This is a genomic window from Chryseosolibacter histidinae (assembly GCF_018598225.1).
GTDB classification, from domain to species: Bacteria; Bacteroidota; Bacteroidia; order Cytophagales; family Cyclobacteriaceae; genus Chryseosolibacter; species Chryseosolibacter histidini.
This window is the reverse complement of record NZ_JAHESF010000014.1, coordinates 40,706-61,869: the sequence shown is the minus strand read 5'-3', so window position 1 is coordinate 61,869 and position 21,164 is coordinate 40,706. Positions and strand designations below refer to the sequence as shown.

21 protein-coding genes and 1 other RNA gene are annotated in these 21,164 nt (G+C 49.6%); 15 read left to right on the top strand and 7 right to left on the bottom strand.

Annotation, left to right across the window (positions count from 1 at the left end; genetic code table 11):
• Positions 1-181 precede the first annotated feature (181 nt).
• The 3 genes from KK083_RS15540 (at position 182) to KK083_RS15530 (ending at position 2,961) form a co-directional block, all read left to right on the top strand.
• Positions 182-1,603: a CCA tRNA nucleotidyltransferase gene (locus KK083_RS15540; protein WP_254164326.1), complete on the top strand. Its 1,422-nt coding sequence runs from the start codon at positions 182-184 to the stop codon at positions 1,601-1,603.
• Positions 1,604-1,891: 288 nt separating this feature from the next.
• On the top strand, positions 1,892-2,440 hold the full coding sequence (locus KK083_RS15535) for an RNA polymerase sigma factor (protein ID WP_254164324.1): 549 nt from the start codon (positions 1,892-1,894) through the stop codon (positions 2,438-2,440).
• Positions 2,437-2,961 carry a hypothetical protein gene (locus tag KK083_RS15530; RefSeq protein WP_254164322.1) on the top strand — a complete coding sequence of 175 codons (525 nt, stop codon included), beginning with the start codon at positions 2,437-2,439 and terminating at the stop codon, positions 2,959-2,961. Before KK083_RS15535 ends, KK083_RS15530 begins: the two co-directional genes overlap by 4 nt.
• A 7-nt stretch (positions 2,962-2,968) precedes the next feature.
• Here KK083_RS15530 and KK083_RS15525 read toward each other — a convergent pair whose 3' ends face one another.
• The 4 genes from KK083_RS15525 to KK083_RS15510 form a co-directional block, all read right to left on the bottom strand.
• Entirely contained in the window at positions 2,969-3,676 is a 708-nt protein-coding gene (locus KK083_RS15525; protein WP_254164320.1) for a cell division ATP-binding protein FtsE, read from the bottom strand.
• A gap of 21 nt (positions 3,677-3,697) precedes the next feature.
• Positions 3,698-4,354: a fructose-6-phosphate aldolase gene (gene fsa, locus KK083_RS15520; protein ID WP_254164318.1), complete on the bottom strand. Its 657-nt coding sequence runs from the start codon at positions 4,352-4,354 to the stop codon at positions 3,698-3,700.
• Between the two features lie 102 nt (positions 4,355-4,456).
• An RNA gene (ffs, locus tag KK083_RS15515) (signal recognition particle sRNA small type) lies at positions 4,457-4,551 on the bottom strand.
• Positions 4,552-4,784: 233 nt separating this feature from the next.
• Complete coding sequence (locus tag KK083_RS15510) at positions 4,785-5,027, bottom strand: hypothetical protein (protein WP_254164316.1); 243 nt, start codon at positions 5,025-5,027, stop codon at positions 4,785-4,787.
• A gap of 17 nt (positions 5,028-5,044) precedes the next feature.
• Between KK083_RS15510 and KK083_RS15505 the strand changes: the two genes are divergently transcribed.
• The 12 genes from KK083_RS15505 to KK083_RS15450 all read left to right on the top strand — a co-directional run bounded on the left by KK083_RS15505 (position 5,045) and on the right by KK083_RS15450 (position 14,839).
• Positions 5,045-5,587, top strand: coding sequence for a GNAT family N-acetyltransferase (locus KK083_RS15505; protein ID WP_254164314.1), 543 nt, complete (start codon positions 5,045-5,047; stop codon positions 5,585-5,587).
• A gap of 308 nt (positions 5,588-5,895) precedes the next feature.
• Positions 5,896-6,246: a hypothetical protein gene (locus KK083_RS15500; protein WP_254164312.1), complete on the top strand. Its 351-nt coding sequence runs from the start codon at positions 5,896-5,898 to the stop codon at positions 6,244-6,246.
• 168 nt (positions 6,247-6,414) lie between these two features.
• Positions 6,415-6,594, top strand: coding sequence for a 30S ribosomal protein THX (locus tag KK083_RS15495; RefSeq protein WP_254164310.1), 180 nt, complete (start codon positions 6,415-6,417; stop codon positions 6,592-6,594).
• Between the two features lie 205 nt (positions 6,595-6,799).
• A complete protein-coding gene (locus KK083_RS15490) occupies positions 6,800-8,215 on the top strand; it encodes an anthranilate synthase component I family protein (RefSeq protein WP_254164308.1) in 1,416 nt (471 codons plus the stop codon).
• A 51-nt stretch (positions 8,216-8,266) separates the two neighbouring features.
• Positions 8,267-8,833: an anthranilate synthase component II gene (locus tag KK083_RS15485; RefSeq protein WP_254164306.1), complete on the top strand. Its 567-nt coding sequence runs from the start codon at positions 8,267-8,269 to the stop codon at positions 8,831-8,833.
• A 42-nt stretch (positions 8,834-8,875) separates the two neighbouring features.
• Positions 8,876-9,865: an anthranilate phosphoribosyltransferase gene (trpD, locus tag KK083_RS15480; protein WP_254164304.1), complete on the top strand. Its 990-nt coding sequence runs from the start codon at positions 8,876-8,878 to the stop codon at positions 9,863-9,865.
• An 18-nt stretch (positions 9,866-9,883) separates the two neighbouring features.
• Positions 9,884-10,696 (top strand): indole-3-glycerol phosphate synthase TrpC, encoded by an 813-nt coding sequence (gene trpC, locus KK083_RS15475; RefSeq protein WP_254164303.1) that lies wholly within the window; start codon positions 9,884-9,886, stop codon positions 10,694-10,696.
• Positions 10,697-10,702: 6 nt separating this feature from the next.
• Complete coding sequence (locus KK083_RS15470; RefSeq protein WP_254164302.1) at positions 10,703-11,326, top strand: phosphoribosylanthranilate isomerase; 624 nt, start codon at positions 10,703-10,705, stop codon at positions 11,324-11,326.
• An 18-nt stretch (positions 11,327-11,344) separates the two neighbouring features.
• Positions 11,345-12,526, top strand: coding sequence for a tryptophan synthase subunit beta (trpB, locus tag KK083_RS15465; RefSeq protein ID WP_254164301.1), 1,182 nt, complete (start codon positions 11,345-11,347; stop codon positions 12,524-12,526).
• An 85-nt stretch (positions 12,527-12,611) separates the two neighbouring features.
• Positions 12,612-13,391, top strand: coding sequence for a tryptophan synthase subunit alpha (trpA, locus tag KK083_RS15460; RefSeq protein WP_254164300.1), 780 nt, complete (start codon positions 12,612-12,614; stop codon positions 13,389-13,391).
• Positions 13,392-14,402, top strand: coding sequence for a bifunctional 3-deoxy-7-phosphoheptulonate synthase/chorismate mutase (locus KK083_RS15455; RefSeq protein ID WP_254164299.1), 1,011 nt, complete (start codon positions 13,392-13,394; stop codon positions 14,400-14,402). It begins immediately after the preceding gene.
• 92 nt (positions 14,403-14,494) lie between these two features.
• Positions 14,495-14,839, top strand: coding sequence for an ArsC family reductase (locus tag KK083_RS15450; RefSeq protein ID WP_254164298.1), 345 nt, complete (start codon positions 14,495-14,497; stop codon positions 14,837-14,839).
• Here KK083_RS15450 and KK083_RS15445 read toward each other — a convergent pair.
• The 3 genes from KK083_RS15445 to recQ all read right to left on the bottom strand — a co-directional run bounded on the left by KK083_RS15445 (position 14,831) and on the right by recQ (position 21,152).
• Positions 14,831-15,601, bottom strand: coding sequence for a TIGR04283 family arsenosugar biosynthesis glycosyltransferase (locus KK083_RS15445; protein WP_254164296.1), 771 nt, complete (start codon positions 15,599-15,601; stop codon positions 14,831-14,833). The two genes, KK083_RS15450 and KK083_RS15445, sit on opposite strands and share 9 nt — an antisense overlap.
• Positions 15,602-15,678: 77 nt before the next feature.
• Positions 15,679-18,771, bottom strand: coding sequence for a DNA polymerase III subunit alpha (locus KK083_RS15440; protein ID WP_254164294.1), 3,093 nt, complete (start codon positions 18,769-18,771; stop codon positions 15,679-15,681).
• 17 nt (positions 18,772-18,788) lie between these two features.
• Complete coding sequence (gene recQ, locus KK083_RS15435) at positions 18,789-21,152, bottom strand: DNA helicase RecQ (RefSeq protein WP_254164292.1); 2,364 nt, start codon at positions 21,150-21,152, stop codon at positions 18,789-18,791.
• Between the last annotated feature and the right edge of the window lie 12 nt (positions 21,153-21,164).

Below are 21,164 nucleotides of genomic sequence, written 5' to 3'. Positions count from 1 at the left end.
GATGACGTGCGCTTCGAGACATGTGCTCCGAATTAGGTACGCAGTAGGTTTTCCGGGGATCCTTCGCTCGCACTACCCACGGCGCCCGCCACCGCTCTGGATGACGTCTTCGAAGAGCGGATGCCGTGGACCGTGGACCGTCGTCTGTGGACTCTTCTCTTGATTTTTCTACCTTTGAGCAATGAACTTAGCTTCTTCGCTTGACGGGTACAGCATATTTAAGACCGTAGGAACAGCAGCAGACAAACTTGGACTTGAGGCCTATGTGGTAGGAGGGTATGTACGCGATATACTGCTCAAGCGACCATCGAAAGACATCGATTTTGTGGCCGTGGGCAGTGGCATAGCGCTGGCCGAAGCAGTGGCAGCCGAGCTGGGGCCTTCCGTTAACGTGGCCGTATTTAAGAATTTTGGAACGGCGCAGATCAGGTTCGACGACATGGAGCTGGAGTTTGTCGGGGCCCGCAAAGAGTCTTATCGCAGCGATTCCAGAAAACCTATCGTTGAAGACGGCACCCTGGAAGACGATCAGAAACGCAGGGACTTCACCATCAACGCCCTGGCCATCAGCGTGAACCAGAAGACCTACGGCGAGCTGATCGACCCCTTTGATGGCATCGGCGATATGAAGCGAAAGATCATCCGCACGCCGCTGGATCCCGCCATCACGTTCTCCGACGATCCGTTGCGTATGATGAGGGCTGTGCGCTTCGCCTCGCAGCTCAATTTTGATATCGAGGCAGATACCTTCAGCTCGCTCATGGAGCAGGCACCCCGGCTCAAGATCGTATCGCAGGAGCGCATTACCGACGAGCTCAACAAGATCATCATGAGTCCCGTGCCGTCGTATGGGTTCAAGCTGCTTTTCCACAGCAAGCTGCTGAAGGAGTTCTTTCCCGAGATGGTGGCATTGCATGGCGTCGAGTACATCGGCAACAATGCGCATAAGGATAATTTCTTTCACACCCTGCAGGTGCTCGATAATGTATCGAAAGTCTCTGATGATCTCTGGTTGCGGTGGGCTGCCATCCTTCACGATATCGCCAAACCTGCCACGAAGCGGTACGATAAAGTGCACGGCTGGACTTTTCACGGGCATGAAGAGAAGGGCGCGCGTATGACCCCCGGCATTTTCAGGAAGCTGAAGTTGCCGATGGATGAACGTATGACATTTGTGCAAACACTGGTGCGGCTTCACCTTCGCCCGATACCGCTGGCCAAAGAAGTTACCGATTCGGCTATCCGCAGATTACTTTTCGATGCCGGCGATGCCATCGATGCATTGATGAAGCTTTGCCGCGCAGACATCACGTCGAAGAACCTGCAGAAGGTAGATAAGTTCCTGAAGAACTTTGACCTGGTGGAGCAGAAGATGAAGGAAGTGGAGGAGAAGGATCACATCCGTAATTTCCAGCCGCCGGTGACAGGCGATGAGATCATCAAAATGTTCAACCTTCCGCCCAGCCGCATCATCGGCGATCTCAAGGAGCGGATCAAGGAAGCAATTCTGGAAGGGGAGATCCGTAACGACCGTGAGGAAGCCCTTGCCCTGTTGATGAGGATCGCTAAAGAGAAAGGACTAGAGCCCGTACAAACGGACTGAATTCAGGTCCACCCTTAAATACAGTTCAGGCAAGGGCTTTGAAAAGCGCGCTCTTCACGCTGAAACCGGTATCCTGAGCGATGCAGGTGTGGAGGCCTGCGGGAGCGAAGGATCTCGGGTTAGCGTGCTGTGTGCGTAAGTCGTGAGCATGGTGCTTTGTAAATCCATTGTTTTTGAAAATTATTCAACTGATTACCAGTTGTTTACATGTGCCCCCTGATGATTGAAGCATCCCAGCGCAACCTTTTAATGCTTATCTTGTCATTTATAACGAATTCCGCGATTTTTTTGGAGCGACAGTTGCTGAACATTCATGAGGAATTGATCACCAGGTGCAAAGCGGGTGACCGTGACGCGCATTTCAGGCTTTATAAGCTTTACAAGAAAGCCATGTTCAATGTCGGCTACCGCATCACCGGCAGAGAAGAAGACGCCGAAGATGCTTTACAGGAGGCGTTCATCAGCGCCTTCCGGAACCTCGAAAACTATCGCGGCGATGCGGCCTTCGGTGCATGGCTGAAACGGATCGTGGTGAACAAGGCGATCAATATCCTGAAGAAGAGAAGGCACGAAACCATGCCCGACAACGAGCAATGGGATGTTGCCGAGGAAGAAGCACCGGTGGAGTATAAGGAAGAGTTGACCGTTGATCGGGTGAGAAAGGCTATCGGCCAGTTGCCTGATGGATACAGAGCAGTGCTCTCGTTATATTTGCTGGAAGGCTACGATCACCAGGAGATCGCCGAGATCATGCACATCAGCGAATCTACTTCGAAGTCGCAGCTGAACAGGGCCAAGAACAAGTTGAAGGAAATACTAACGACCATAAACGTATGAGAGAAGATCGGCTGGAAGAGTTTGTACGTCAGAACAGGGAGGCCTTTGACGATAAAGAGCCTTCAGGAAAAGTATGGAACAACATTGAAAGCTCCCTGTCATTTACGAAGAGCAGATCGTTATGGAATTCTGTGACGTTGTGGAGAGCTGCCGCCGTTGTCTTCATGGCCCTGTCTGCCTATCTGCTGATCCCCAAAACACAAACAATAAAGCAAAACGATATTGCGCTAAAAGAATTCAGCGACGTTGAGGCATTCTACGTACAACAGATCTCTGAAAAAGTAGAGCTGATCGGAGAATTCCAGCGCAGCGAAGGTCTGAATGGTTTCACACACGATTTTCAGCAACTCGAAGCCATGTACATGGTGCTGAAAGAAGAAATGAAGAACCGCCCGAGCCAGAAAGTGAAAGATGCCCTGGTGCTGAACTTACTGGTACAGATAGACCTGCTTAATCAACACATTCACAAGCTCGAGCTGGAAGACAAACCTAAAGAAGAGAAACCGAAAGCGAATACGTGATTGGTTATCAATAATCGTGTGTTAGCTCAAAATTCTCCTTCGCTGAATCCAATACCTGGCCTTCTTCACATTTCAGTATTCGTGCAGGAAATCTTTTGATCAGTCCGTAGCTGTGCGTGGCCATCAGGACGGCGGTTCCACTTTTATTGATCTGCTGGAAGATGCGCATGATGCCGTTGGAGACTTCAGGGTCCAGGTTTCCCGTGGGCTCGTCTGCCAGCAGGATCTGAGGTTCATTCACCAGCGCCCGTGCGATCACCACACGCTGCTGCTCGCCGCCCGACAGCTGATGTGGCATTTTCTTTTCAACGGAACCCAACCCCACTTGCATCAACACTTCCGAGAGCCGGGCCTTCATCTTGGCGCTGTCTTTCCAGCCGGTAGCTTTCATGACAAACAGCAGGTTGTCACCCACGGTGCGGTCGTTGAAAAGCTGAAAATCCTGGAAGATGATGCCGAGCTTCCTCCTGAGCATCGGAACGTCGGCGGCTTTGATACCACGGATCTTATGCCCGGCGATCTGAACATCGCCCAGGCGTAGTGAAAGATCCGCATATAAGGTTTTTAGCAGCGATGATTTTCCGGATCCTGTTCGCCCAACGAGATAAACGAATTCACCTTTTTCGATCTCGAAATTGATATTGCTCAGCACCGTATGATGATCATGAAAGATGCTGGCGTCGTTTACCTGAACTACAGGATCGGATGAGAACATAGTCGGTCGTTAAGGATCACATTAACCGTTCACCTTCTTGTGGTCGGCAAGGAATTTCTCCAGTCCCGCGTCGGTCAGGGGATGTTTCAGCAGACCTGTGATCACGTTCAGCGGACAGGTAACAATGTCGGCTCCGATCTCAGCGCACTGGATCAGGTGGATCGTGTGGCGTACCGAGGCAGCTAGGATCTCGGTATCGAACGCGTAGTTGTCATAGATCTGACGCAGCTGTGCGATCAGGTCCATGCCGTCGTGAGCGATATCGTCCAGGCGTCCGATGAAAGGCGATACGTAGCTCGCGCCAGCCTTGGCAGCCAGAATAGCCTGCCCGGGAGAGAACACCAGTGTACAGTTGGTACGGATGCCTTCGCTGGAGAATTTCTTGATGGCTTTCACACCGTCTTTGATCATCGGCACTTTCACTACGATCTTGTCGTCGATCTTGGCCAGCTCTTTCCCTTCCTTGATAATGTTATCGAAGTCGGTGGCGATCACTTCGGCGCTCACGTTGTTGTCTACAATATTACAGATAGCCTTATAGTGTGCTTTGATATTGTCAGTGCCCTTGATACCTTCTTTGGCCATCAGCGACGGGTTGGTGGTTACCCCATCCAGTACACCGAGGTCATAAGCTTCCTTGATCTCGTTAAGATTTGCAGTGTCGATGAAAAATTTCATGTTCAGTTAAGTGGTTTACCCGGTAAAAATAGTCAAACTAGGTTCTCCCAAATTGTTTATAGGCAGATTTTTGCAGGAGATTTTCCGAAGAAGGGAATAAAAAAAGGCAAACCGAACATCGCACCGCTACAACCGCCTACCCTTGCTACCTTCCGGTCCTGGGGGAGTTCAGCAGGAGCTGGTCGTGCCGGCTTGCCGGGGGGCAAAGATACAGCACTGGAGTTCAAACGCAAGTAATAGACCAGGATTTGTTGGATTTACAGGATGGATAATAGGATTAGCAGATACAGGATAGGAGCAGAATGTTAATCCGTACCGGCTATAAACACTTGAACCGTCAATTGCAAAGACGCTGTCATGTTGCCGCAAACTCAATAATCCTGTTTATCCTGTAAATCCTTAAATCCTGGTGGTCATCCTGTAAATCCTGTCAATCCATTAATCCTGAGTAATAAAGATTGAATTCCAGCGGACTGGCCTCTGTAAAACCGTCGGCTTTCAGGTCTTCGAATATCTCATCATCGAACTCGAGCTCACGAACTTCCGGCTGCCCGTCTTTGGAAAGTGTGATCTCCATACCTTTCAGCTGGATGGGGTTGACCCGGACCAGGATGGTGAGGTCTTCGAGCTCCTTTCTAAAATATTGATGAACGATATTGCTGTCTTTTGGCATTGTTGCTTTCTTTGACCATGGGTCTACTGAACTTCCCTGAAAAAATTGAGACCGAACGGTTATGGCTCCGGCGGCTAAGGTACGAAGATGCCGAAGAAATTTTCTATACCTACGCCAGCAAACCTGAGGCTACAAAGTTCATGGCGTGGCCAACGCATCAACGGTTGGAGGATACGCGGGGCTTTCTGCAGTACGCTGTTCATAGTTGGAGAGAGGGCACAGACTATTCTTTCTCGATCCGGTTGAAGGAGAGTGAAAAGATGATCGGGTCTATCGGTGTTATGCATGACCAGGGCAAGATCCAGTTTGGTTATATTCTGAGTCCCTCTGCATGGGGCAACGGTTATGCTACCGAAGCATGTACAAGTATGATGGCGTTGCTGCGAACCTTTCCGTCGCTGTTCCGAATCGGTACTTTTGTCGACCTTGAAAATACGGCCTCTATTAAAGTACTGCGTAAGAGCGGATTAGTGGAAGAAGCCCGCCTCGAAAAGTGGTTCCGCTTCGTCAACCAGGAAAATCAGCCTAAGGACTGCGCCTTGTTCAGGCTACCACTTTGATTTTCATACTACCTCTTAGTCCCACCGAGACACTAAGATTCTGAATAAGCCACGAAGTGACAAATACCTCTCGTGGTTTCAATATGTATCGCTATCGATCGTTAGGTGCCAGCTACCCAACTTACTCCTTAATTCTTACTCCTTACTTCTTCTTCTGACTTCTGACTCCTGGCTTCTGGCTCCTTTTTAATAGTTTCCTCTCACATTGGGAATCGTGCCGCCGGCATTTCGCCCATTTCACGCATGATGGATCACGTAATTCGTTTTGGTACGGTATTAGAGAATTGCCCTCCCAAACCTAGAAGGGAATGCTTACATCATACAAGACAGCCTGGCTGATAGGACTGTACAATAACGATCTCGAACATCGGATCAAAAACCTGGGCTACAAGCTCACACGATTTTACCCCGATCTTAATTTTGACAATAAAACGGAGGAGCCACCGCTGCTCATTGCCTTTTCGGAAGACCAGTTCAGCGATCCGGAGAACATAGAAAAACTACGGGATATGTATCCTAAAACAGTGATGATCAAGCTGCCGCTCTATCCTCCGTCCGATCATCCCTCATACCATAACCCGTCGCAAAACAGTGCACGCCATGCCGTGATCCGCCTGATCATGAAGATCAATGAGCTTGAAAACAGGTGGGATAATTGAAAAGTAAAAAAATGCATTTCCCGCTGATTACGCTGATTTTCGCAGATTTTTTCAGCGTAGATCCGCGCGATCTGCCGGAACCTCGAGCATACCCTGTCGCTTAAATTCTGAAAGAAAATTTGTAATGAATAAAGACTTTGTTATTATTGCCCCATCAAATATTAATTCATGGGAAGAGGAGACAAAAAATCCAAAAAAGGAAAAATAACCAAAGGCTCTTACGGCAATGCAAGAAACCGTAAGGCTATCAAGGCTAAACTTAAAAGAACTGCCTCAAAGAAAACTGCAGCGCCTGCTGACGGTGCTACAAAACAAAAAAGAACAATTAAGAAAAAAGCGGAAGCTTAATTCATGATGAGATTTACAAACATAGCTTGGTGGTGGCATAAGTCGAGATTCGATTTGTGAACAGCCTTGTTATGATTTTCCAATAAGCCGAAGGCCTGCTGTTCACAGCAGGCCTTCTTTATTTTAACGTCTCCACTCTCCCTCTCCATACAATGGAGAGGGTGTCAGCGCAGCGAGACGGGTGAGGTGGGTGAACAAACAAACTATGAAATATAAAATTTCAACATTCTCGAAAAAGCTACTGGCCGATACGCTGACGCCGGTGAACATCTATCTGAAGCTAAGAGATGTTTTTGCCGGAAGTATCCTGCTGGAAAGTTCAGATTACCATGGCCATGAGAACAGCCTTTCCTTCATCTGCTGCGATGCCATCGCTTCATTCGAGGTGAAAAACAATGTGATCGAAACCCGTTTTCCCGACGGCAAGGCTATGCAGCAAACGATCTCCGGCACCGGACAGGTGATCGAAAGCCTCGAGGCCTTCAAGAACTCATTCGAGATCACTGCACCCGCTGCGACAAAATATGTGAACTGCGGACTATTCGGCTACTTCGCTTATGACTCTGTCCGGTTCTTTGAAGATGTGTCCATTACAGCGCGACAAACCTTTATCCCCGACGTACTTTACAAACTGTATCGCTACATCATTGTGGTGGACCATTTCTCTAATGAGCTGAGCCTGTTCGAGCATAAGGTCGAGAATGGCGCAGGTCTCAAAAATGAAGCCGATGGCCTGTCCAGGATCGAGCAGATCATCTTCAGCAATCGCTTCTCTACCTATAAATTCTCACTCACCAATGGTGAGGAATCAAATTTCTCTGACGATGAGTTTCTCAGGATCATCGAAAAAGGGAAAGAACATTGTTTTCGTGGCGATGTTTTTCAGATCGTGTTGTCGCGAAGGTTTACCTGCGGATTCAGGGGCGATGAGTTCAACGTTTACAGGGCGCTTCGTTCCATCAACCCTTCGCCGTACCTGTTCTATTTCGACTATGGCAGCTTCAAGCTTTTTGGGTCTTCGCCCGAAGCCCAGCTGCAGGTGAATCAGAACATCGCCAATATCTATCCCATAGCCGGTACGTTCAGAAGGTCTGGTAATGACCAGGAAGATGCAGAGCTCGCAAACAAGCTTGCCGCCGATGAAAAAGAGAATGCGGAGCACGTCATGCTGGTGGACCTTGCCCGCAATGACATGAGCCGGAACGCTGCGCACGTGAATGTGGAGGTGTTCAAGGAGATCCAGTTCTACTCGCATGTGATTCACCTCGTTTCAAAAGTCACCGGAAAAGTGAAGGATGATTCATCCGTGATCCGCATTGCCGCCGATACCTTTCCCGCGGGTACACTTTCAGGCGCTCCCAAACACATGGCCATGACGTTGATCGATAAATACGAGAATGTGAACCGTGGTTTTTACGGAGGGGCTATTGGCTTCCTGGGATTCGATAACTCCTTCAATCATGCGATCATGATCCGTACCTTCCTGAGCCACGGTAACAGGCTGATCTATCAGGCCGGTGCCGGCGTTGTAGCCAAGTCAAAAGCCGAAAGCGAGCTGCAGGAAGTGAATAACAAACTCACAGCGTTGCGAAAGGCTGTACACATGGCCGAAAAACTCTAGTCGTAACCTCGTACCTTAAAACAGACGTGAAAGTCAAAAAACAAAACTGAAATGAAAATACTGGTTCTCGATAATTACGACTCCTTCACCTACAATCTCGTGCATATCATCCGTGCGTTGGGTTATGCGATGGATATTTACAGGAACGACAAGATCGCGCTGGAGGAGGTGAAGAAATATGACAAGATCCTTTTGTCGCCAGGCCCCGGTATCCCTGATGAAGCAGGCATCATGAAACAGGTCATTCGCGAATACGGCCCTTCCAAAAGTATCCTGGGCGTATGCCTGGGGCACCAGGGCATAGGAGAGGTCTATGGTGCCAGGCTGTTCAACATTCCCAAGGTGCTGCACGGCGTAACCTCCACGGTTGAAGTCAAAGATGCTGATGAATACCTGTTCAAAGGTGTATCCGGAAGATTTCAGGCTACGCACTATCACTCCTGGGCTGTGGTACCGGAAAGCATCAACGGCAATCTGAAAGTGACTGCCGTGAACGACGAGGGGCTCGTGATGGGACTTCGCCACCTGAGCCACGACGTTAAAGGTGTGCAGTTTCATCCTGAGTCTATCATGACCCCTGAAGGTCCGCGGATGATCGAAAACTGGCTGCGAAAATAGATATCAGGATGTAGTAAGTATCAGCAAACGCAACAACGAGTTATGAAAACCATATTGAACGAGCTTATCGACCACAAGTCACTGACCAAGGATACGGCACGCCAGGTGCTGGTAGACCTTGCGTCGGGAAAATATAATCCCAGTCAGACAACAGCCTTCATGACTGTTTATATGATGAGGAGTATCACCGTGGAGGAACTCCAGGGGTTCAGGGATGCTATGCTTGAGCTTTGCGTTCGCGCGGAATTCGATCAGCCCGTAATGGATGTGTGCGGCACTGGCGGTGACGGGAAGAATACATTTAACATTTCCACACTCTCGTCGTTTGTAGTCGCTGCCGCAGGGCAACCGGTAGCCAAGCACGGCAACTATGGAGTATCGTCAGCGTGCGGCTCTTCGAATGTGCTGGAGCATTTTGGCTATAAGTTTACTAACGATATCGACGCCCTGAAGCGCAGCCTCGACCGAGCCAACATCTGCTTCATGCACGCGCCGCTGTTCCATCCGGCCATGAAGAACGTGGCGCCGATCCGGAAAGACCTGGGGGTAAAAACTTTCTTTAACATGCTAGGCCCCATGGTGAACCCTGCCTTTCCCAAGCGGCAGCTTGTTGGTGTCTTCAGCCTGGAATTGGCACGACAATACGGTTATCTGTATCAGAACACTTCGAAGGATTTTCTCATCCTCCATTCCATCGACGGGTATGATGAGGTTTCACTGACTGGACCTGTCAAGTTCTTTCACAACGATGGCGAAAAGATCATCGAGCCCGCGGATTTCGGCTTGCCGAACCTGAAGTACGACGATATCCGCGGAGGTCAATCGGTAGAAGAATCCGCGAAGATCTTTATGAGCGTACTCGAAGGTAAAGGAACCGAAGCGCAGAACAGTGCAGTGACAGCCAACGCAGCCATGGCGCTTTATGCCGCCAACAGGAAAGATGGACTGGGCGCGGCGGTTGTCAAGGCACGTGAGGCCCTGATCTCAGGCAAAGCACTGAACGCTTTTAAGAAGCTGATCGAAGAACAATAATTGATACCAATATACAACATGAATATCCTGGACGAGATCATAGCGCACAAACAGAAGGAAGTAAGTGAAGCGAAAAGTCTTTACCCTGTGAAGCTGCTGGAGCAGAGCATCTACTTTTCTTCTCCTACAGTTTCGCTGAAAAAATATGTCAGGCGTGAAGATAAGACCGGCATCATCGCCGAGTTCAAGCGCAAGTCGCCTTCGAAGGGAGTGATCAATGCCCACGCGTCTGTTGAACGTACCACGATCGGTTACATGCAGGCCGGTGCTTCCGCGCTTTCTGTGCTCACCGACAAAAAGTTTTTCGGCGGCAGCAACGAAGACCTGAAGGTGGTGCGGAAATATAACTTTTGCCCTGTGTTGCGAAAGGATTTCACCATCGATGAATACCAGATCATTGAAGCGAAATCCATAGGTGCTGATGTTATCCTGCTCATTGCCGCTGTGCTGGAACCTAAAGTGACCAAATCGCTGACAACCTTTGCTCATAGCCTGGGGCTGGAAGTGTTGCTGGAGGTGCATGACGAAGACGAGTTAAAAAAGCATCTTGATTCCGGAGCAGACCTTATCGGTGTCAATAACCGTAACCTGAAAACTTTTGAAGTGAGCATCGAAGTATCGAAACGGCTGTCGGCACTCATCCCCAAAGAAGTTGCCGCAGTATCTGAAAGCGGGATCTCTTCTCCTGCGGCCATCGTTGAGTTAAAGAAGTTCGGCTACGAAGGTTTTCTGATCGGTGAGAACTTTATGAAGCACAGCAGGCCCGAAGAAGAAGCCAAGATATTTATGGACGAGCTGCGGAAGCTGGAGAATAAAAAACAGAAAGTTTAAGATCGTATGATGAAGCTTAAGATCTGTGGTATGCGGGACGAGAAGAATATTCTCGCGGTAGCGGCGCTGCATCCGCAGTACATGGGCTTTATTTTTTATCCGAGATCGCCCCGGTATGTGGGAGACGATTTCAAGGTCCCCGCGCTTCCATCGTCGATCAGCAGGGTAGGGGTTTTTGTGAACGATCCGGTATCCCTGATCATGGAAAAAGTTGATCGCTATGCGTTGAAATATGTTCAGCTGCATGGAGGTGAGACCGTTGCACAGTGCAAAGCCCTTCGCCAGGAGGGTGTTGGCGTGATCAAGGTGTTTTCTGTAGACGACGATTTTGATTTTAACCAGACCCGGCCTTACGAAGAAGTAGCAGATTTTTTTCTGTTCGATACAAAAGGAAAATATTACGGCGGAAACGCCACCGCTTTTGACTGGAAGGTGCTGGAACAATACAATCAGAAAGTGCCCTTTTTTCTCAGCGGTGGTATAGGTCCTGATAATGTGGAAGCTATTCAAGCGCTCAAAGGAATGAACATCCACGCCATAGATATCAATAGCGGCGTGGAAGAAAGCCCTGCAATGAAGGATACGCAAAAGATCGGTACCATCATTCATGTTCTAAATTCTATCTCCTAAATTCTAAATTCTTAAACTATGAACTATACGGTCGACGCGCGAGGTTACTACGGAAAATTTGGAGGGGCCTATATCCCCGAAATGTTGTATCCGAATGTGGAGGAGCTTAGAAATAATTATCTGCGGATAATCCAGGGCGAGGAATTTCAAAAAGAGTTTCATGGTCTCCTGAAAGACTACGTAGGCCGCCCCACACCATTGTACTATGCAAAGCGATTATCCGAAAAATACAAGGCTCAGATATACCTGAAGCGCGAAGACCTTTGTCATACCGGGGCGCACAAGGTGAACAATACCATTGGGCAGATCCTGCTGGCTAAGCAACTGGGCAAGCAAAAGATCATCGCGGAAACCGGCGCCGGTCAGCACGGTGTTGCCACGGCCACGGTATGTGCTCTGATGGGCATGGAGTGTGTGGTGTACATGGGGAAAGTGGATATGGAGCGTCAGCGTCCTAACGTTGAGCGTATGCGTATTCTGGGGGCGACGGTGGTGCCTGCCGTAAGCGGTAACATGACCCTGAAGGATGCCACCAACGAGGCTATGCGCCACTGGATCAATCATCCTACTGATACACACTACATCATCGGTTCGGTGGTGGGGCCACATCCTTACCCAGACATGGTAGCGCGGTTTCAGTCCGTGATCAGCGACGAGATCAAAAAACAGCTCACAGAAGCGCAGGGAAATCCGTTTCCCGACTACGTATTCGCTTGTGTTGGTGGCGGCAGCAATGCAGCGGGAGCATTTTATCATTTTCTTGAAGACGAGCATGTGAATCTTGTAGCCGTGGAAGCTGCCGGAAAGGGTGTCGATTCCGGTGAATCCGCAGCGACCACCGCCTTGGGTAAACCGGGCGTATTGCATGGCAGCAAAACCTTACTCATGCAGACGGACGATGGTCAGGTAATAGAGCCATATTCGATCTCCGCCGGTCTTGATTACCCGGGTATCGGCCCGATCCACGCGCACCTCTTTGACGTAGGGCGCGTAAAGTTCGTGAGCGCTACGGACGACGAGGCGATGAATGCAGGCATAGCGCTGAGCAGGCTTGAAGGTATTATCCCGGCAATCGAGTCTGCCCATGCCGTTGCCGTGTTGTCTCAGTTCGAGTTTGATGCCGATGACGTGGTGATCATCAACCTCTCAGGCAGAGGAGACAAGGATCTCGAGACCTACATCCGCTGGGGAAAATATTGACGCACGTGTATTTATGTACTTCGTACCTCGTATCTCGTACCTTAAAGATTCTTTGATTAAACACAGAAATTACTAAAGCAGGATCATGAAAAACAGAATTACCGATTTGTTCAGAAGCAAAAAAGGGGAGGTCCTTTCAGTTTTCTATACTGCTGGGTTCCCCTCCCTGAACGACACTGTTCCCATCGCCCTGAACCTGGAGAAGGCTGGCGCCGATATTATTGAAATAGGCATCCCATTCTCCGACCCGGTGGCAGATGGCCCTACGATCCAGCAAAGCAATAAAACAGCCCTTGACAATGGTATGAACCTGCGATTGCTGATCGAGCAGGTAAAGGAGATCCGGAAGCAGGCGAAGGTTCCGATCATTCTTATGGGATACCTGAATCCTGTGATGCAGTATGGCGTGAAAGAATTTGTGAAAGATGCCGCGCTTGCCGGTGTGGATGGTTTGATCATTCCAGACATGCCGTTGTATGAATACGAGGAGCAGTACAAAGACCTGTTTCGGGCTGCAAATCTTTGTAACACTTTTCTTATTTCTCCCACCACGTCAGAAGACCGTATTCGCCGGATCGACGCTGTGAGTGACGGGTTCATCTATGCCGTGTCTGCGTCGAGCACTACAGGCGCAAAAGGCGATTTCACTTCAGAGCAGGTGGATTACTTCCGGCGTCTTCAGGGCATGCAGCTGAATAATCCGTTCCTCATCGGTTTCGGCATCTCGGATCGTTCCACTTTTTCGAAAGCTTCAACCTATGGAGCGGGAGCGATCGTGGGCAGCGCGTTCATCAACCTGCTCAAAGAGTCGAAAGATCAGAAGAAAGATATCGAAGTGTTCGTGAAAAATTTAAAAGGAAACTAGATGATCATACAGCTTGCACCCGAAGTAACGGCCTCCGAAAAAGAAGCCATCGTGGCAAAGATCAAAAGCCTCGAATACAAGACAACAGAGGTGACCACACACAAGAGCAGGTACCTGGTAGGCATCGGTAAAAAGGAGTTTGACATCCGTCAGCTCGGTCATATGCCCGGCATTGTTGATATTCACCGGGTATCGGACGATTACAAGCTGGTGTCAAGAAAGTGGAAAGTGGGAAGAACACAGGTGGAACTGGGTGACGGTGTGGTGATCGGTAATGGCAGTTTGTCGATCATGGCAGGCCCCTGTTCCATCGAGAACGAGCAACAGGTCAGGCTTACGATGGATCACCTTAGGCAGAACAATGTGCGTATCATGCGGGGTGGCGTATTCAAGCCGCGAAGTTCACCTTATGCCTTTAGGGGGCTGGGTGTGGAAGGTTTAAAAATGTGGTATACGCTGGCACGCGAAGCAGGTATCAAGATCATCAGCGAAGTGATGCAGGTAAGCCAGATCGAAGCCATGTACGACTATGTGGATATCTTCCAGGTTGGTGCGCGAAATACACAGAACTTCAATTTGCTGGACGAGCTCGGTAAGGTAGACAAGCCGGTGATGATCAAACGTGGTATTTCCGGTACCATAGAAGAGCTGTTGTATTCGGCAGAATATGTTTTTTCTGCGGGCAATGAAAAACTGATGTTGTGTGAACGGGGTATCCGCACCTACGAAAAGGCGAGCCGAAATACCATGGATGTGAACGCCATTCCCATCCTGAAAGAAAAAACACACTTGCCTGTGATTGCAGACCCATCGCATGGCATCGGTATTCGTGAGTTTGTGGAACCCGTTGCCCTGGCTGCGGTGATGGCTGGAGCCGACGGGATCATTTACGAAACACACCAGAAGCCGGAAGAGGCAGCTTCCGATGGGCAGCAGACGCTGGACTTCGATGAATCTACCCGGCTGATCCGCAGACTGACGAAAGCCTTCGAATTGAAGAATAGTTTTTGAGCATGGGGATTCCATGGACTGTGGGCCATAGACCATGAACCATGAACTGAATAGAACACAATTCACCAAAGATCTAATCAAACCAACAACACATGACCGTTTACGGGATCAAGAACTGCAACACTGTGAAAAGTGCCCTTGACTGGCTGGAAAAGAATGCCGTTGAGATCGAGTTTCACGATTACAAGACTAAGGGTATTTCGGAAGCCAAGCTGAAACAGTGGAGCAAGCAGGTGGGGTGGGAGAGTCTCGTGAATACAAGAGGTACTACCTGGCGCCAGCTGGATGAGTCCATGCGGGCGAAAGTCACGAATGAGGCCGCAGCCATCGCATTGATGATGGAAAAAACCAGCGTGATCAAAAGACCACTGATCGAAAAAGATAATAAAGTATTAGCCCTTGGCTTCGATGAAGCGGCGTACAAAAAGCTATTGTGATGCGATCGTGAGCTCTTTCTCCACAGGCAGGGGTTGTTGCGTTACGGTCGGTTCCGGCTTCGGCCCGATATTCCAACGCAGGAATCTCCGGTAAAGACGGGTGAGCTTGTTTTGCGGATAGCCCATGCGATGCATCAGAAACACCAGCGTATGAATGGCTTCCGTACGCAAGATGCCCGAACGCAGATACCGGGTAGCGGCACAGGTAATGTTGCCTTTCATGAGCGCAAAATTTGTATAACGTTTAAGGCGTTGGATCATCTCCTGGTTAGCCATTACCAGGTGATCTTCCCGCATGCCGCCGGTTTTTTCGAAAAGCTCTTTTGTAACAAAGAAGCCCTGGTCGCTCAGGCATACCGGTGAAGATGCTTTGTTGGCATACCAGCACAACATGTTCAATAGCCAATGCCTGTAATTGAATTTCATGGGAAATGTTCCACAGGCGTAACCTTTGGAGAATGCTTTCGCGATTTCGCTGATAAAACCCTCGGGAGGAAGTGCGTTGGCCTGAAGAAAGTACAGGATCTTGCCCGAAGCCTGTTCCGCACCATAGTTGAGCTGTGCTGCCCGTCCCTTGCGAGGGGAGAACATGACGGTGGCGCCCGTTTTTTCGGCTTCGGCTACAGTTTTGTCTGTGCTGCCCCCGTCCACCACAATCACTTCTTTCAGTAATCTTTTGTAAGGTGTATGCGCATAGAGATAATCGATGGTGTTGCGGATTGTCTTCTCTTCATTGCATACTGGAATGATGATGCTTATCATATCTTACCCGTTTAACTCCTCCTTAACCAACTTGTATGGAAAGCAGACATGCTCGCTAAAAATGTTATGCCCGGCTGTTAGTCACGCGTTGGATGTCCGGATACAGCCGCTGGCCCATTGTACGGGGCGGACTCCCGCATGAATTCTTCGGCGCGTTTATGGATCATCGGAAGCTTTTCCATAAAGCTTACTTCGATCGTAGCCACGCCAAAATCTTCCGTCACTTTTCCCCGGATCATATAAAAACCCCTGCCCCTGAAAGGATATCGGCTGGCGACCTGAGGGAAATGAACCGTGTCAAATACTTCTCCGTTGCGATCGAAGAAGGTACCGAAGTGCATGGCTTCATTGCTTTTTGTACGCGCATCTTTTGTGGTAACAACGTATCCGATGATGTGTACCTGTTTTCCCACCTTATGCATCAGCTCCCTGGCGATGGTGTTGCCGCGGTCGGAAGTAGCCAGAAGTTTAAAAGGATCGCAGAGCGGAAACCCGAGCAGTTCCAGCTCGTCAAACGCGTCTTCCATCTCGTTTCGGGTAAGGGTGGGCAGTGGATATTCACGCGGCTCTGTTTCGAAAAGTTCTTCGGCTCTGTTCCGGGATTTCATGTTGCTGAAAAAAAGCAGGGCTTCCCACAAGAGACGTTGTTTGCTTTTTCCTGTGAAGCGGAATGCCCCGATGCGGATGAGAATGCGCAGTTGCTCCAGGGTGATAACAGTTCTGTGGAGAAAATTATCCAGGCTTTTGTAGGGACCGTTTTTTTCACGCTCGACGCCTATGGTGCTCGCGACCTTTGCCTCCAGGCTTTTGATGTGGATAAAACCTATGTATATGCGGTCGCCGTAAATGGTGGTGAGATGTTCACTGTTATTCACACAAGGGGCTTCAATCCGCCCACCGTTCATCCGCGCTTCATGAAAATAAAACTCGGTTTTGTAAAACCCACCGAAGTTGTTGATCACGCCCACCATAAATTCCAGGGGATAATGCGCCTTTAGAAAAAGGCTTTGGTAACTTTCAACGGCATAGCTTGCGGAGTGGCCCTTGGCAAAAGAGTAACCTGAGAAGCTTTCGATCTCGTACCACACCCTGTCAATAACGTGTTGTTCGTATCCACGCTTCCGGCATTCCTCGAAGAAGCGAGCCTTCACACGCTGAAACTCTTCCCGCGAACGGTACTTACCCGACATCCCCCTGCGCAGCACGTCAGCTTCTGTGAGTGTGATGCCGGCGAACTCGTGCGCCACCTTGATCACATCTTCCTGGTAGACCATCACGCCGTAGGTCTCTTTCATGAGCTCATCCATTTTTTCATGAATGGCCTTGTAAGGTTTTCCGTTGCGTACGGCGTGATACCGCTCAATATACGAACGCATCATTCCCGAGCTGGCCACGCCCGGCCTGATGATCGAGCTCGCCGCTACAAGCGTGAGGTAATCGTCACACCGGAGCTTGCCCAGCAGCATGCGCATGGCCGGGGATTCAACATAAAAACATCCGATAGCACTGCTGCCCCGCAGAAGCGCTTTGATCTTTTCATCTTTTTTAAAATCATCGAACCGGTTCACATCCACGTCGATCCCCTTGTTGCGTTTGACGTGTTTCACGGTCTCTTTGATGTGACCCAGGCCGCGCTGGCTGAGGATGTCAAACTTGTAGATCCCGAAATCCTCCGCACTGTGCATCTCGAAATGTGAAACGGGATACCCCTTCGGTGGAAGATCCGTAGCCGTATAAGCATAGATCGGTTTTTCGGTGATAAGAACGCCGCCCGCATGAATGGAGAGATTGGCCGGCAATTCTTTTGCGATGATGTATTTGGCGTAGTTGATAACCATTTCCGTAATGTGGTCACGCGCGCCATACCTGCCCGGATCGTCAACGAGCTCATCGATCTCTTCTTTCGGCAGACCGAAAACCTTAGCCAGCTCACGTACAATGGACCGGCTCTGGTACGTTACATGAGTGCCCAGCAGGCAAACGTGGTCATAGTCATACGTACGGAAAATGTAGTCGTAAATGGCATCACGGTTGTCCCATGAAAAATCGATGTCGAAGTCAGGTGGTGTAACCCGCTCCTCGTTCAGGAACCGTTCAAAATACAGGTTCAGCTCAATAGGGTTAACGTTGGTAATACCCAGGCAGTAGGCTACTGTACTGTTGGCACCGCTGCCCCGGCCCACAAACTCGAAGCCGTTTTGTTTGGCATAAGTGATGAGGTCGTAGGTGATGAGGTAATATGCGGTGAATGATTTTCGTTCGATCACGGCTAGCTCCTTTTCAATACGCTCATGCCATATAATGTCGTTGTCTCCGAAGATCTTCCGGTATCCTTTCAATGTTTCTTCCCGCAGGAATTCCAGGTCCTTCTCCTTGCTTCCTTTAATGAACTTTTTGTTCTTATCCTCACCCTGCTTACACGCGATGGAACATTGTTCGAGTAAAGATTTAGTATTAGCAAGCAATTCAGGATAACCTTCGAAGTATTGAACGAGCTCGTCTTCGGGAATCATGAACTCATCGCGGTGAGCCTGTTGATGTTCCGGCAATTTGCTGAGCAGCGTATTGTTGGCGATGGCGCGCAGCAGCCGGTGTGCATTGAAGTCTTTGTTCACCGGCTTGCCTTTTTTTTCTTCTGGCGGAAGAAAAGTGACAGGATGAAGGATCACAAATTTGTTGGCCGTGTCTTGCTGCGAGCGGTGAATGGCATACTGGTTTAGCTGATGTCTGCGAACGCCGATGTATTCATGGCTGCCGAGCTGTTCAGGATCAATTTTTCCCAGGGGATAGATCACGAAGGTATCGTCGATCTTCGGCGCCCGCAAAGGGAAGTTTTTTTCTTCCCGGTTGCAGTATGACAGGAACCGGTTCAGTTTTTCAAACCCCTCGTTGTTTTTGGCGATGATGATGTAAAGCAGCTCATGGTCTCTCCTGAACTCAATACCCACGGCAATCTCCAACGCATGAGCTTCCTCCCCGAATTTGGTGAGGCCATTCTCACTGGGTGCGTTTTTTGCGCATATCCGCAGCATTTCCATATAGGAAGCGGTATTGTTTATTTCAGTGAGCACTAGCTTCGTTACGCCGCAGCGTTTTGCTTCTTCAAAAAGTTTCCCCACGGGTAACGTCCCGTATTTGAAACTGAAGCCGGTATGACAGTTGAGATACATCTGCTGTTCATTGATGATTATGCGGCGATCGATCTTGTTCTACTTCCGGCATACCCGGCAGCATTGGATAGGTGCAATACCTTGCGGCCTCCGCGTGTTCCCTGCACGGTGATGCCTTGAACGTTAAGTTGATACTTCAACCGGTATCCGGCATAGATGCCTTGTGGCTCCAATACCAGGCATGAGAACCCTGAATAGCCATAGGACGGCGGGTAAGCGTATTCTACCGGTTCCTCGAGCTTCATGTGTTCGATGTGTGCCATCACGTATCTGATCTCGGCAAAGGAGTAATTTTCGCCGAGCGATTCTTTGATGGGCGTCAGCGCTTTCCCGCCGGTATCCTCGATGGCCTTGCGGATCACAGGGATCTTTTCCACATCGATCAGCTGCGCGATCGTAATTTTACCTTGCTGAACGTAGAAAGCGAGATGAGATTCAATGGTGGTGTGACTCAGGTTGCGTTGTGCCGCGATCATTCCCACGGAATATCCCGCTTTGAATAGTTTATAAGTTTCCTGTTTGGTAAGGTTGTCACGTTCATATCGCTCCTTGCGCGGGCGTTTTGGGGACTTCAGATGAATGCGCGACTGCAGTTGATGTTCAAGACAGTAGGCGTTTACTACATCGCAGAACGACTTGCCATACCTTTCAAGTTTCATTTGGCCAAAACCGGAGATCCTGCCCATACCTTCTTTTGTGTGAGGCAGGTAAGTGGCAATTTCCAGCAACGAGGCATCGGAGAGCACCACATAGGCAGGTGATTGTTCTGCCGCGGCCAACTGCTTGCGAAGATTTTTGAGCTGCAGCAGAAGCTCTTTTTCGTAAACAAGCTTTTCCGTAGCTTCAGGCGCCGGCTTTTCCTTGAACCTTGTGAGAATTACTTTTTCCAGGCCTTCCAGAACACGCTGGCCCCTTGCGGTGATCTTCAGCTTGGGATAAGACCCATGCAGTTTGATCAGGTATCGGCGTGACACCAGGTCGTCAATGATCCGTTGCCATTCTTCTCTGGCGATATCCGCACCACAGCCATATGTGCTCAACGTCATATGCTGCTCTTGCATCCTGGAAGAGGATGCACCGTGCATAAAATCGATCAGGTAGCCAGCGCCGAATTTTTCCTGCAGCTGCGATAAGGCAGCAAGCACTTTTTGCGCCAGCGGTGTCTCGTCGAATGATTCAACCTGGCTGAGGCAGATATCGCAGTTGCCACAATGTTCAGGGGCCTGTTCCTCGAAATAGTTCAGCAGATACTTTCTGCGGCAGGTGCTGAGCTCGCCGAACTGCCCCATCTGTTCCAGTTTTTTCAGGGCGATCTTCGTTTGGTCTGCGTTGTCATCGATCACAACAAAGTGCTTCAGCCGGGCCAGGTCGCCGGGTGAATAGAACAACAGCGCTTCACTGTCGAGCCCGTCACGGCCAGCACGCCCTGTTTCCTGATAGTAACTCTCGATGCTCTTCGGAAGGTCCATGTGCACCACATAACGCACATTTGATTTATCGATCCCCATGCCAAAGGCGATGGTTGCCACCATGATCCTGACATCTTCGCGCAAGAACATTTCCTGATTCCTCGCCCGTTGCTCCCGCTCCATGCCCGCATGATAGGGGAGGGATTTAAAACCATGTCGCGAAAGATCGTCAGCAAGTTTTTCCGTAGATCGTCTGGACAAACAGTAAATAATACCTTGCGCTTCTTTACGCGGCTCAAGGAAACGGAGCAGCCTTTCAAAGCTTCCCTGTTTAGGCTCCACGGTGTACCGGATATTCGGCCTGTTGAAGCTGGAAATAAAAACAGCGGGGTCTTTTAATTCCAGCTTCTCGATGATATCCTTTTGGGTAAGTTGATCTGCCGTAGCTGTGAGCGCGATCATCGGCGCGTTGGGAAACGCCTTTTTCAGTTGCGCCAGCATGAGGTACTCGGGCCTGAAATCGTGCCCCCATTGAGAAATGCAGTGTGCCTCGTCAATGGCGATAAGGCTGATGCTGAATGTTTGAAGTGTTTCGAGCAGAGAAGTGTGCTTATCACTGCTCAACAACTTCTCCGGCGCGAGGTAAAGCAGCTTCAGCTTCTTTTCCCTGGCCTTGTCCAGAATTGCCTTTTGCTCCTGAGGCGATTGTGTTGAATTGAGATAGGCCGCCTCGATGCCGTTCACACGCAGCGCATCCACCTGATCTTTCATGAGCGCGATCAGTGGAGATATCACGAGAGAGAGGCCGTCAAAAAGCAGCGCCGGTATCTGATAGCAGAGCGACTTCCCACCACCTGTAGGCATGAGCACAAAAGTGTCTTTCTTCTGCAGCACATGATTGATAATCGCTTCCTGCTTCATTCTGAACGAAGCATAACCGAATTGTTTTTGAAGAATATAGAGAGGGTACATATTATAGTTTTT

Excerpts from the sequence above, each read along its gene's own strand:
- KK083_RS15540 (WP_254164326.1), top strand. The coding sequence starts at position 182 with ATGAACTTAGCTTCTTCGCTTGACGGGTACAGCATATTTAAGACCGTA.
- KK083_RS15530 (WP_254164322.1), top strand. The coding sequence starts at position 2,437 with ATGAGAGAAGATCGGCTGGAAGAGTTTGTACGTCAGAACAGGGAGGCC.
- KK083_RS15525 (WP_254164320.1), bottom strand. The coding sequence starts at position 3,676 with ATGTTCTCATCCGATCCTGTAGTTCAGGTAAACGACGCCAGCATCTTT.
- fsa (WP_254164318.1), bottom strand. The coding sequence starts at position 4,354 with ATGAAATTTTTCATCGACACTGCAAATCTTAACGAGATCAAGGAAGCT.
- KK083_RS15510 (WP_254164316.1), bottom strand. The coding sequence starts at position 5,027 with ATGCCAAAAGACAGCAATATCGTTCATCAATATTTTAGAAAGGAGCTC.
- KK083_RS15505 (WP_254164314.1), top strand. The coding sequence starts at position 5,045 with ATGGGTCTACTGAACTTCCCTGAAAAAATTGAGACCGAACGGTTATGG.
- KK083_RS15500 (WP_254164312.1), top strand. The coding sequence starts at position 5,896 with ATGCTTACATCATACAAGACAGCCTGGCTGATAGGACTGTACAATAAC.
- KK083_RS15495 (WP_254164310.1), top strand. The coding sequence starts at position 6,415 with ATGGGAAGAGGAGACAAAAAATCCAAAAAAGGAAAAATAACCAAAGGC.
- KK083_RS15490 (WP_254164308.1), top strand. The coding sequence starts at position 6,800 with ATGAAATATAAAATTTCAACATTCTCGAAAAAGCTACTGGCCGATACG.
- KK083_RS15485 (WP_254164306.1), top strand. The coding sequence starts at position 8,267 with ATGAAAATACTGGTTCTCGATAATTACGACTCCTTCACCTACAATCTC.
- trpD (WP_254164304.1), top strand. The coding sequence starts at position 8,876 with ATGAAAACCATATTGAACGAGCTTATCGACCACAAGTCACTGACCAAG.
- trpC (WP_254164303.1), top strand. The coding sequence starts at position 9,884 with ATGAATATCCTGGACGAGATCATAGCGCACAAACAGAAGGAAGTAAGT.
- KK083_RS15470 (WP_254164302.1), top strand. The coding sequence starts at position 10,703 with ATGATGAAGCTTAAGATCTGTGGTATGCGGGACGAGAAGAATATTCTC.
- trpB (WP_254164301.1), top strand. The coding sequence starts at position 11,345 with ATGAACTATACGGTCGACGCGCGAGGTTACTACGGAAAATTTGGAGGG.
- trpA (WP_254164300.1), top strand. The coding sequence starts at position 12,612 with ATGAAAAACAGAATTACCGATTTGTTCAGAAGCAAAAAAGGGGAGGTC.
- KK083_RS15455 (WP_254164299.1), top strand. The coding sequence starts at position 13,392 with ATGATCATACAGCTTGCACCCGAAGTAACGGCCTCCGAAAAAGAAGCC.
- KK083_RS15450 (WP_254164298.1), top strand. The coding sequence starts at position 14,495 with ATGACCGTTTACGGGATCAAGAACTGCAACACTGTGAAAAGTGCCCTT.
- KK083_RS15445 (WP_254164296.1), bottom strand. The coding sequence starts at position 15,601 with ATGATAAGCATCATCATTCCAGTATGCAATGAAGAGAAGACAATCCGC.
- KK083_RS15440 (WP_254164294.1), bottom strand. The coding sequence starts at position 18,771 with ATGTATCTCAACTGTCATACCGGCTTCAGTTTCAAATACGGGACGTTA.
- recQ (WP_254164292.1), bottom strand. The coding sequence starts at position 21,152 with ATGTACCCTCTCTATATTCTTCAAAAACAATTCGGTTATGCTTCGTTC.